This window comes from Desulfosporosinus sp. Tol-M2, assembly GCF_059735615.1.
The window spans coordinates 1-11,147 of record NZ_JCAIJG010000073.1; the positions used below are offsets into that span (position 1 = coordinate 1).

General features: G+C 46.2%; 12 protein-coding genes and 1 pseudogene. 1 reads left to right on the top strand and 12 read right to left on the bottom strand.

Translation table 11 applies throughout. From position 1 onward, the window contains the following. Positions 1–3 precede the first annotated feature (3 nt). Both AC6I5A_RS05530 and AC6I5A_RS05535 read right to left on the bottom strand, forming a co-directional pair. Positions 4–429, bottom strand: coding sequence for a HutP family protein (locus AC6I5A_RS05530; protein WP_034612775.1), 426 nt, complete (start codon positions 427–429; stop codon positions 4–6). A 182-nt stretch (positions 430–611) separates the two neighbouring features. Further along, positions 612–842, bottom strand: a complete 231-nt coding sequence (locus AC6I5A_RS05535; RefSeq protein ID WP_034612751.1) for a hypothetical protein — start codon at positions 840–842, stop codon at positions 612–614. A gap of 130 nt (positions 843–972) precedes the next feature. On the opposite strand from AC6I5A_RS05535, the gene AC6I5A_RS05540 reads away from it, so the two are divergent. Beyond that, positions 973–1,518, top strand: a complete 546-nt coding sequence (locus AC6I5A_RS05540; protein WP_034612752.1) for a gamma carbonic anhydrase family protein — start codon at positions 973–975, stop codon at positions 1,516–1,518. Positions 1,519–1,520: 2 nt separating this feature from the next. Here the strand turns inward: AC6I5A_RS05540 and AC6I5A_RS05545 are convergent, their stop codons facing one another. The 10 genes and pseudogenes from AC6I5A_RS05545 to AC6I5A_RS05590 form a co-directional block, all read right to left on the bottom strand. Then, complete coding sequence (locus tag AC6I5A_RS05545; RefSeq protein WP_034612754.1) at positions 1,521–2,795, bottom strand: Rne/Rng family ribonuclease; 1,275 nt, start codon at positions 2,793–2,795, stop codon at positions 1,521–1,523. 317 nt (positions 2,796–3,112) lie between these two features. Next, on the bottom strand, positions 3,113–3,559 hold the full coding sequence (locus tag AC6I5A_RS05550; protein WP_034612755.1) for a protein-export chaperone SecB: 447 nt from the start codon (positions 3,557–3,559) through the stop codon (positions 3,113–3,115). After that, entirely contained in the window at positions 3,560–3,775 is a 216-nt protein-coding gene (locus tag AC6I5A_RS05555; RefSeq protein WP_034612757.1) for a hypothetical protein, read from the bottom strand. A gap of 768 nt (positions 3,776–4,543) precedes the next feature. Then, positions 4,544–5,254, bottom strand: coding sequence for a TIGR03936 family radical SAM-associated protein (locus tag AC6I5A_RS05560; protein WP_497900522.1), 711 nt, complete (start codon positions 5,252–5,254; stop codon positions 4,544–4,546). Further along, positions 5,251–7,107 (bottom strand): TIGR03960 family B12-binding radical SAM protein, encoded by a 1,857-nt coding sequence (locus tag AC6I5A_RS05565; RefSeq protein ID WP_034612761.1) that lies wholly within the window; start codon positions 7,105–7,107, stop codon positions 5,251–5,253. The genes AC6I5A_RS05560 and AC6I5A_RS05565 overlap by 4 nt, the downstream gene beginning before the upstream one ends. A 69-nt stretch (positions 7,108–7,176) precedes the next feature. After that, a complete protein-coding gene (locus AC6I5A_RS05570; protein ID WP_034612764.1) occupies positions 7,177–8,052 on the bottom strand; it encodes a M50 family metallopeptidase in 876 nt (291 codons plus the stop codon). 216 nt (positions 8,053–8,268) lie between these two features. After that, positions 8,269–9,048: a murein hydrolase activator EnvC family protein gene (locus AC6I5A_RS05575; protein WP_034612767.1), complete on the bottom strand. Its 780-nt coding sequence runs from the start codon at positions 9,046–9,048 to the stop codon at positions 8,269–8,271. A gap of 241 nt (positions 9,049–9,289) precedes the next feature. Then, entirely contained in the window at positions 9,290–10,453 is a 1,164-nt protein-coding gene (rodA, locus tag AC6I5A_RS05580) for a rod shape-determining protein RodA (RefSeq protein WP_034612778.1), read from the bottom strand. Between the two features lie 158 nt (positions 10,454–10,611). Beyond that, complete coding sequence (gene minE, locus AC6I5A_RS05585) at positions 10,612–10,890, bottom strand: cell division topological specificity factor MinE (protein ID WP_034612769.1); 279 nt, start codon at positions 10,888–10,890, stop codon at positions 10,612–10,614. 29 nt (positions 10,891–10,919) lie between these two features. Continuing rightward, positions 10,920–11,147, bottom strand: a pseudogene (locus tag AC6I5A_RS05590) (septum site-determining protein MinD); the annotation flags it as partial.

Below are 11,147 nucleotides of genomic sequence, written 5' to 3' on the forward strand. Positions count from 1 at the left end.
TAATCAAAGATGCATAACTCCCAACCCCACACGAGCATGTTCCAAGAGGGGATGAAGGGAAGAACGACCATAAATTGCTACCGCGATCCATTCTGTATCCGTCGTTAAACCTATTTTCAAAACAAAGCTGGCATTGCTGTTGGTATGAATAAATATACTGTTACTAGCTTCCAAGGTTGCATGGATAAGTGCGTGAATCTTCCGGTCTTCCTTGGAAATGACACCCGTATTAAACGCTGTTGCCATCACTGAATTCGTTAGTTTTCCAGTATGTTGAAGATTAGCCAGAGTCCCTCCGAGTTCCGTCACGCCGCAACGTATTCTAAAAGATTCATATAGGGACTCCTTAAGCTTAGCCTCTTCCTCTCTTGTCTCTGTCATAGCTAAAAGTATTGCGGACCGTTCTAAGGAAGGTTTCACTTTTTCCATTACGGTAGCTTTCAAAGTATGCTCTCCCTTTACAATAAAAAAACCGCCAGATATCTCTCCGACATCTTGACGGCTCCATTGCCGAATGTTTAATATTAACTATTTCTTAAAAGGATACCAGATAATTCCTCGATTGTCACTATGCAAAATTGTCCGTATTTCTTCTAATATTCATTTAATATTCATTCAAGAGATTCGATATTAGCTTCATACGCCAGTTTACTCAATATTTTGATCCATCGATTTCCAATCTTTCGGTTCACCAACCCCATTGCTTGAATAAACTCTTCCCTTCTCAAAAGTTTTACCATCCCAGCAAATACCACAACACCAATTACTGTTCCAGTAATCAGCATGATCACCGAAGCCAGCGTACGAACCCCGATAATCGGGGTCAGCCATTCACTCCACACCCAGATTACTCCCGCCATGGAGGATTAAGGAGTTAGCTTGGCGAATAATGAAGAATAATAAATATCAATAATAATAGCTAATCAGGAATACAGGAATAGTTATTACTGGGGTTTGGGAGGAGGATATAAAATGGCAATCTATGAATTTGAGGGAAAAAGACCATCTATCGGCAAGGGAAGCTATATCGCTCCGGAAGCGTCAATAATTGGTGACGTTACCTTGGGTGAAGGTTGTTATGTGGCTGCCGGCGCACGTATTAGAGGGGACTGGGGTAAAATTACGATCGGAGCAGGTTCCAATATCCAGGAAAACTGCGTTATTCATGTTTATCCTGGTTGTGACGCTGTTCTTGGGCCACGGAGTCACATTGGTCACGGGGCGATTCTTCATACCCCTAAGCTCGGTGAACATGTTTTGGTCGGCATGGGTGCGATCATTATGGATTATGTAAGTATAGGCGATGGCTGTCTGATTGGTGCCGGTGCTCTAGTAGTAGAAAAGACTATTATTCCCCCTTATAAACTGGTCGTCGGTTCGCCGGCCAAAATAGTTGCTGACCTTTCGGAAACTGCGCAAAAAAATCTTGATGAAGCAACAAATTACTATCTTAACTTACCGGCGCGTTGCCATAAAGGAATTAGGCAAATCAGTTTGGCAGAGGTCATGGAATCCTAAGACTATCCATTCCAGACCCTCCCGCTGCCATCACAGGTCAGACATGGCGAGGTATAACGCACCGCTAAGGTCTGACCCACTTTCTTGCGGGTCATTTCCACCAACCCCAGTTGGGTCAGCCCTAATACCTGTGACTTCGTTTTATCCCGCGCACAGGCCGTCTCCAGCACCTTAATCACCTGCTGCTGATCTTCTTTAGAGGTCATATCTATAAAGTCGATGATAATAATCCCCCCAAGGTTTCGAAGACGCAGCTGGCGTGCAATCTCACCCGCAGCCTCAAGGTTCGTATGAAGCACCGTTTGCTCAAGTGACCGCTGCCCTACATATTTTCCGGTATTTACATCAATCACGATCAGCGCTTCCGTTTGTTGAATCACCAGATAGCCCCCGCTCTTTAACCAAACTTTAGGGCGCATGGTTTTCCGAATTTCTTCACCCACACCATACCGGACAAAGAGGTCCTCTGAAGTGACAACATGGATGTGTTTAGCCACCAGGTGTTCAATATTTTGCAGAGCTTTTCTTAAAATGATAGCCAATTCATCCTGGTCGACTGTAATTTTTTCCACATCTTGATCAATCCAATCGCGGACAAGCCTGGAAATCAAATCAACATCCTTATGAACGATACCAGGCACGGAAACATGCGGAATCCTGGGTTGCAACGCCCGCCAATTCTCCACAAGCTGCGTAATATCTTCCGCGATCTCGTCCCCATCAACCCCTTCGGCGAGGGTACGGATAATAACCCCCATCCCCTCGGGTTTTGCCCGATCCGCCAGATCCCGCAAACGCGCCCGTTCGTTATTATCTAAAATCTTCCGGGAAACCCCGCTATAACTCACCTGCGGAAGAAGCACGACATACCGCCCCGGCAGGGTTAAGTTGACGCTAATCCGCGCCCCTTTTGTACCGACCGGGTCTTTAACAACCTGAACCAATAGTTCCTGGCGCGGCTTGAGAATGTGCTCGATCCGACCATGAGCAGCCGAATCCGCCTTTTCATCCTCCTCAAAGCGCGACGGGACAGCATCATCGACATAAAGAAATGCATTCTTGTCCAGCCCGATATCGACAAATGCGGCCTGCATACCCGGCAGAACGTTCTCCACTCGCCCCCGATAAATATTCCCCACCAAATGGGATGAGCCGTCCTCTTCCTCGAACACTTCCATCAATTCGCCTTGTTCAAAGACGGCTGCACGGAGCTTATGTGATTGGTTTTGGCTTTGAATGACGATTTCTTTTAAACATCCGGCATTTTCATGCTTCATCCGGATTAATACCTCCAATTATTTACTTTTCCTTTTATCTCTTATCTCTTATCTCTTATCTTTGGTATAGTTCTATGCTTGTCAATAAAACCCTTTTATATTGAGAATCGTTTCTATAAATTATACTTTCTGAAATACGAAAAAGCCTTGAGGCAGTACAACTTTATGTACCTCAAGGCTTTCGTCATTATTTTCCGCCTAAATTCGAGTTTAGATGGCGGAGGCGAGCCGTATATTTAGCATAATTCTAAATATTAAATCTCTTAACTCTCTATGTAAAAAGCCGAACCTAGGGCCCGGAATTTAAGATAACTGTCTTATTCGTCCATAATTTTCATATGCAAATTTTTCACATTTAGCAACGGGAGAACTAAAGGTGGCAAGTTAGCAATTGTACTTATATTAGTAATTGCCGTTCTTATAAAGGGAAGTAACGTTGCAATTCCGCTTGTTTCACAAAATCTAACAAATTCATCGTCGCCTATGTCACCCTCAAAATGGAAATCGCCTGATATTGTTGTATCAATTGTAAATGGATAATTATTCTCTTTAGGATTCTTAAAAACTCTACAGCCAACAATAATCACAGCCGATTTTGTCACATCGTCAATGATTTTAATCTCGGCACTCAAAGTAAACTGGACATCAATCGGTTTGTCAAAATTAAACAAGGGGTTTATTCTGAATTCAATATTATCAAACCGATAGTCCGAAAATACTAATTTACTTCTTACTTCTTCATTAATGGGTACGTCTGTATTCAATTAGGCAGTCTCCCCATTAGATAAAGCCTCTAAAGTAATAACATCTTTAGTGCTTCCATAAAAATCTTTTCCCCATACCATTTCAGCAGCATCAACCTCAATAGACTCAAAAGTAAGTTCTCTGTTGATATTTAGTTTCTGTTGTTGATTTTCGATACCTGCATCAAATAGTTCCTGATCAAATTCTTCATCGCTAATATTAGCTAAATGATCCAAAAACTGTCCCCTATAATTTCTCAAGTTCACTATTCTCACCTTCTTTTATGGATATTCTTTCTATATTGCTTATACATTTATATGCTCTAACACATACCTGTATTTGGTACGCATTGATACGTGAACGATAGTACCGCTGATCAAACCCTTTTCTTTTATAGCCGCTTTGAGGAAAAATGCCTATAACAACTTCGAACTTTTTAACATTCTTGTATATATAATTGATTACTATATTATCAGTAATACTTGAATCAGCATAGCTAGGAGATCTTCTTTTTCTCTTTACAAGCTCGTTAGCGTAATAGTCTAATTCTTCGAGGTTATCGGGAATAGTCAAATCAAGAATCTGGTTATCGTCTACAGCAAATCAATTCCTTGGCGTCCTGACCTTGCGTCCATCCCAAGCCCAGCGGCGCAGCTCAGCTTCAAAGCGGAGAGGTGCGATTTGCTTAGTGAAGTACGGAGAGAGGAATCGCGTCAATGAGCGCAGACGATAAAGCGTTAAGAAACGCGTTGGTTCACATTCAGAACAACCCAGAGGTTACGCGTTTTAGCCTTAGCGTCAAGCGAATAGCGATGGAACACGATAGTCTCCAGTGACGATAGTCTCCTGTGGAGAGTATCGCCGAAAGCGCACGGCCCTTAACGAATTCTATCGCGCTGAGGATGACTATCGCCGAAGCCGTGAGCCCAAGAAGAATCCTTACCGGCGTAGGATGTAAGAACAGGCAAATCGCACCTCGGGCTTAACCGCTCACCCAGCCGCCTCTACTCATCAAGCTGCTCAAACGGCGAGCTATTCTCCCCCTGGTAATTCACATGCACCCCCGTCCGTCTAACATGCAGCTCCTCCAGATCCAGCGGTAAATTTTCAAGCTCCCTGAGACTGGCGAGCACTTCCTCCGGACGAACACTCCCGGCATTACCCATCTCAACCTCCAACTCAAAGATGATTTCGTCGCCATGGATTTCACCTTCCATACGCTTTACCCATGGCCGAATATCCTTCTCAGTTGGCCCTTTTTTCGTGTAGCGTAAATAGATCACATGCTCCCGAGCGAGCCAAAGGCTTACCGCCTCCTGTAAACGTTCCGGCAGAATCGGCAAAGCCATCAGAATCCGGATCCTGTAACTTGCCGCATTAAGGACCGCCATTAAGGGTTTAACTCCCTGGGTCAGGGCACGTCCTTGCAGCAGTCGAATCCCCGGTGGCAATTGTTCCTGAATGCGCCCGAGCACTTCCCCCAAATCCAGTTCGCGTTGGATATCGATATCCACGTACTCCCGTTCCCCTTCTGTCCCAACCGCCAGGGCGAAGCCAAAGGAGATTTTGGGACGCGGATTAAAACCCTCCGTATAGGACATGGCAATACCAGCCCGTCGGACCGCACGTTCAAACACCCGCGTTAGGTCAAGGTGTGCGATATACCGTGCATCTTCAACTTTGGTATAGGCGATTCTTAGCCGCATGGCACTCACCCTTTCAACTCCATCTGAACCCCTCTGCCCAGGCATATTCCGCACCCGGAACACTCATCATGCCGGCAATCCATTGTTTTGGTTCCCTGCAGTGCCCGGTGGTGTTCACTGACCAAGAACTGTTTCGTCACGCCACTCTCTAAATGCTCCCACGGTAAGATGTCATCATAATCCATCGCCCGGTTGGCGTAAAAGTGGGGGTCAATGCCAAACTCTTTAAAAGCATCCATCCACACATCTTCCCGGAATTGCTCACCCCAACCATCAAAACGAGCTCCATGTTTGACCGCCCATTCGAGAAGTGGAGCAAGTCGCCGATCTCCTTTGGCAAAGACCGCTTCCAGAAAACTCGTCTTCACATCATGATAATTATATTTAATTCTGCGGTCTCTTAATTTTTCTCGTAGATATCTTTGCTTAAGATCCACCGAAGCTTTTGCTTCCTGAGGTTCCCATTGAAACGGCGTGTGCGCTTTKGGTACAAAAAAACTCGTTGAAATCGTTACTGTGATATTGCGGCGTCCAAGCTTGGTTCCAAGATTGGCGACCTTTTTAGCCAGATCAACGATTCCGTCGATGTCTTCCTGCGTCTCCGTCGGTAACCCAACCATAAAATAAAGCTTAATGGTTGACCATCCCTTCTTAAAGGCGGCCTCGACAGCATCCAGGAGATTTTGCTCTGTAACCCCTTTGTTGATGACTTCACGCAAGCGCTGTGACCCGGCCTCCGGTGCAAAGGTTAATCCGGATTTACGAGTCTTCTTTACGGACTCGGCTAAATCGACATCAAAAGAGTCGACTCGGAGCGAGGGGAGAGAAATCCCAACTCCTTCTTCTCCATGCTTCTCCAGGATGCTCTCAATGACGGGCTGGATACAGGAGTAATCCCCACTGGAAAGCGAGGTGAGTGCAACCTCATCATACCCCGTGGAACGCACCAACTTCTCCATTTGCTTAAGAAGAGTTTCCTGAGAACGTTCCCGAACCGGACGATAAATCATACCTGCTTGGCAAAAACGGCAGCCCCGTGAGCAGCCGCGCATCACTTCAAGCATCATCCGATCATGCACAATTTCCAGGTACGGGACAACCGGGTTGGTCGGGAAAAACGCCTGATCCAGGTCTTGAACGATGGCCTTTCCTACTACGGCTGGAACGCCCTCTTCAGACTTAATACCCTCAATTCGACCGTCGGGTTTATAGGATACATGGTAGAAATCCGGAACATAAACCCCTTGCACCTGGGCAATTCTCACTAAAAAGTCCCTCCGTGGAAGCGGCTTAAGCTTCTGCCCGGCTATGAGACGAAGCACTTCAGGCAACTGTTCTTCACTTTCTCCAAGGAGAAAGAAATCAATAAACCCTACGAGGGGTTCCGGGTTAAAGGCACAAGGGCCCCCGGCAATAATCCAAGGGTCAGCGCTCCCGCGTTCAGCGGATCGCAGTGGAATACCCGCCAAATCAAGCATATTCAGGATATTGGTAAAACTCAGTTCATACTGAAGGGTAAATCCGACGACATCAAACGCCTGGAGAGGTTGAAACGATTCCAGCGCATACAGGGGAATACCCTTCTCMCGCATTGTCTCTTCCATATCCACCCAAGGAGCAAAAACCCTTTCACAGAGAAATTCCGGGAACGAGTTAATCAGGTGGTAAAGAATCCTTGTTCCTAAATGGGACATGCCAACTTCGTAAACGTCCGGGAAAGCAAAGGCCATCCGGACCTCTGTTTTAGCCCAGTCTTTCTTAATCGCGTTCCATTCTGAGCCTAAGTACCTGCTTGGTTTCAGAACTTTAGGTAAAAACCGTTCGACCTGTTGGCGTATCCCCGGCGCGGTAAATTCATTCATGGAATCAATGAGGCCCCCTTGTACTACTACATTGTGGACCTCAATTATATCATATATAACAGAATATCCCTAAAGTTTACCAACTGGAAAACGAATCCCCTCCCGCAACATCCCTTCCACTACCTCCGTTTCGGTCAGGATCTTACCCAACCCCAAAGCTTCATTTGCCAGAGAGATCATAGCATAGCGATCGGGAGTAAACTCCTCAACGATTCGCACGAGGGAAGTGTCCTTATGAACAGTTACCCAAAAACTACGCATTAGACCCTTTTTTAACAAGTCCTCTTTCTTACGCGTCAATTGCCGGAGAAACGTAATATGAGCCGAAGAGATTTCTTTACTGCCTGCCAGCCAAAAAAATCCCCCCAAAATGATCAAAGTGAGTGGCCCYTCGATGAATTTTCCTTTACTCCATAAAAGTATTCCATACAGGGCCAGGAGTACGCCAAGCCACTTGCCGGACCATGCCAATAACTTCGTGGTCKRGACGAAGCCAAAGCTTTTCGCCAGGAGTGCCCGCATAACCCGACCGCCATCGAGCGGCAAAACGGGGATCAAATTAAAGGCAGCCAGCCAAAAGTTAAAACGTACAAAATCGTCCGCAAGTTCCCCTGTCCACACCCCTTGCCACCTTAACGCCTGAGCCCCAAATAAAAGGACCACGTTAAAGGCCGGACCCGCTAACGCTATGATGCTCTCCTCAAATTTTCGTCCTTCAAAGAGATCATCACAGTAGGCTGCTCCTCCAAACGGAAACAGCTCAAGCCCCACTACACGAAATCCATACGCTCTGGCCGTTAATAAGTGCGCCAATTCATGGCAGAAGACTAAGCCAAAGACGAGAAGAGCCTGGGCTGCTAAACCCAGGACTCCGTAAACGACCAAAGCCATAAGAAACGTGGGATGAATTCGGAGACTCACCCCAGAAATTTTTATGAGCTCCATTTTTCCTCCTCCTCATGTTCGTGGTTCGATCTGTGAATTCGATTCTGCGAATCGAAGAACGGAATTATACTCTAAGGCTTTAAACTTTAATGCGAACTTTGTTCGCTTCGATTCGAACTCGGACATCGAGCCTCGCGCCTCGATCAGGACTTTGTTCGCTTCAATTCGTACCTCGAACTTCGCGCATCGAACATCGAACCACGATTACACGTGCCCTTACAATTGTGCAGGGGTTAGATAAGGTATAGGATTGACCGGGACGTTATTTTTTCTCAGTTCAATGTGAAGCCAGGGCTTCTTTAAAGGTGCGGAAAGACCGACTGTCGCGAGAACACCGCCTTTCTCGATCCGCTGACCCTTGACAACCGAAATATCACCAAGATTACCAAGCACTGTGGTCCAGCCATCCCCAAAATCCAGTTTTACAATCTTCCCAAGTTGGGAATCTTCCCCCACTGCGGTAACCACCCCTGCTGCAGGCGAAACCACCGGTACTCCTAAAGCACTCTCCACATCAATCCCGTTATGAATTGAACCCAGAGCATTGCTTCTCCCATCCCCCACTTCTCCAAAAGCAGCGACGACTTTCCCGGAAATAGGGGGTAAAAACTGACCTTTCATCCTGACATCAACTGGAACATTCTTACTAACGACGCCACCCAGGGACAAGGCTTCTTTAGCCATACCATTTAAGGCTGTGTAATAATTACCCGAGTTCATAGCGCTCTGGTATATTGAATGAATAGTTCCTGAAAATGGGTCTGTACTGTTGGCACTAAAGAAAACCAATAAAAATAAGGTCGCAGCTAAGATGGTGCGCTTCTGAGTTCCGTTCCAATGTTTAAAAAAATCCCCCCATCCTGCCTTGACAGGACGTCGAGATCGTCCGGGTTGCTGATTAAGGCGTGGTTCCAATTTGTTCCGCCCCGGTTCTTTTCCCACTTCTTGGATTGCCCGTTCCCATTCCCAGTCATCCCAGCGTTCAAACGGATTCATCCCCCCACCCCATTTCGAAGTTCGATGTTCGAAGTCCGAGATTCGATCTTCGAATTCGATTCTGCGAATCGAAAAACGAAATTATACTTTAAGACTTCAAATATTGCGAACTTGTTCGCTTCGATTCGAGCCTCAAACTTCGATCCTCGAACCTTGATCAAGCTCGTACATTCCCTTAATAGTTTATGAAAGGGCAAAAGAAATAGAACCTCAATTTCGAAGTTCGAGGTTCTAGGTTCGATTAGAACATAAGCCGTCGGCGTCTTAGATTAACACTCAACATTAATCCCACCGCAGCCATGTTTGATAACATGGAGCTTCCGCCCGCGCTGATAAGGGGGAGTGGAATTCCTGTTACCGGCATTATCCCGGAGGTCATACCGACATTGACCAATATATGAAAGGTAAACATTGAAACCACACCCGTGGCAATCAACATGCCGTAAGCATCTCGCGCTTTTAAGGCTATACTAAGACTGCGTAGGAGGAAGATCAAAAAGAGAAAGAGTAGGGTGATCGTCCCAATAAAGCCGAATTCTTCTCCAACGACGGAAAAAATAAAGTCCGTGTGATGCTCCGGCAGGAAGTTCAACTGGCCTTGTGTTCCCATTCGAAACCCTTTTCCCCATAACCCTCCAGACCCAATAGCCCAAATAGATTGGATGATATGATATCCGTCTCCGGATATATCAGCTGCTGGGTTCCTAAAAACAGTCAAGCGCTTTAACTGGTAATCTTCCATGGGAAGAGGTAGTCCTTGAGCCCAGTACAGCCACCCAGGTAGATTCGTCGCGAAGTGGAGCCAGAGCGCTACCCCCACAATGACTGCTCCTCCCAGTAACAGCCCTCCGAATTTCTTGGGATTTGCTCCCGCTACAAACATCATCCCGATAAATATCGCCAAAAAAACCAAGGTTGTTCCTAAGTCAGGCTGCTTGAAGATGAGCAGCATGGGGAGGAGTACGATCAGAAAGGGCATTACAAAATCCTTATAATTGTTGAGTTTTCCTTGGCGGACGGCTAAGAAATCCGCGAGGGTAAGAATTATGAAGATTTTGGCGAATTCTGAGGGTTGGATATTAAAGCCAAAGGGAGTCGCTATCCAACGAACTGCCCCATTTCTTTCGTCCCCCAAAAAAATCACGGCCAGGAGCAACGTGATATTAAAGCCATAAATCCACCACCGATACGTTCGCCATTTCTCATAATCGATCACGGCAATGAGCGTTGCAATGCCAATACCGATCATAATCCAAATGGCTTGCGACTTGACATAGTGCAAAGGATCTGATTCGAGCACATTAAATGAAGCCGTACTCAAGATCAGGAGACTGGCTATCAATAACAAACACGTAACGAAGATAAATAAAAAGTCCAGGTTTTTCAGTGTGCGTCTATCCACGATAATTCCCCTCTGGTTATTGTATGAACCCTGATACTTGCCCAATTATAACACATCTTTAGCCAGAAATCAGAGGGAATTGGGCTGGGGTAACAAAGTAGCGCTTAATTAATAATTAAACCTTCCATCACTTTTCGTAGGTGTTGGAAGGCTCTTTCAGATTATCCCTTGGCGGCGTAGTCCCGCTTCATCTTGACGACAGGAATATTGGCAACTAACGCCACTTCGCGTTCATCCTGACATAGATTGAATTCGAGCGCAGCTTCGTCGATTTCCATGTAGTTAGAAATAACTTTGATTATATCTTCCCTTAATTTATTGAGCATGACAGGCGAAATGCAGGCACGGTCATGAACCAGAACGAGCCGAAGGCGTTCTTTAGCCACCGTCTTGCTCGAGGCACTTCCCCTGCCAAGCATTCGGCTGATAAATTCTAACAAAGACGATTCCTCCTCTCCGTACCGAACGGTTAGCGTAAGCCAACGAGTCTCTTCAGTCTATCCATAATTCCTTGCGGCACATCCAGAGTTATCAGGGGTACTTCTTCCCCTTTAATCCGCCTTGAGATCCTCCGGTAGGCCTCGCCCGCTTTTGAGGTTTGATCCATAACTGCCGGTTCGCCGCGGTTCGTAGAAATGACGATACTCTCGTCTTCAGGAACGACCCCGAGAAGTTCAACGGCTAAAATATCCAGGAT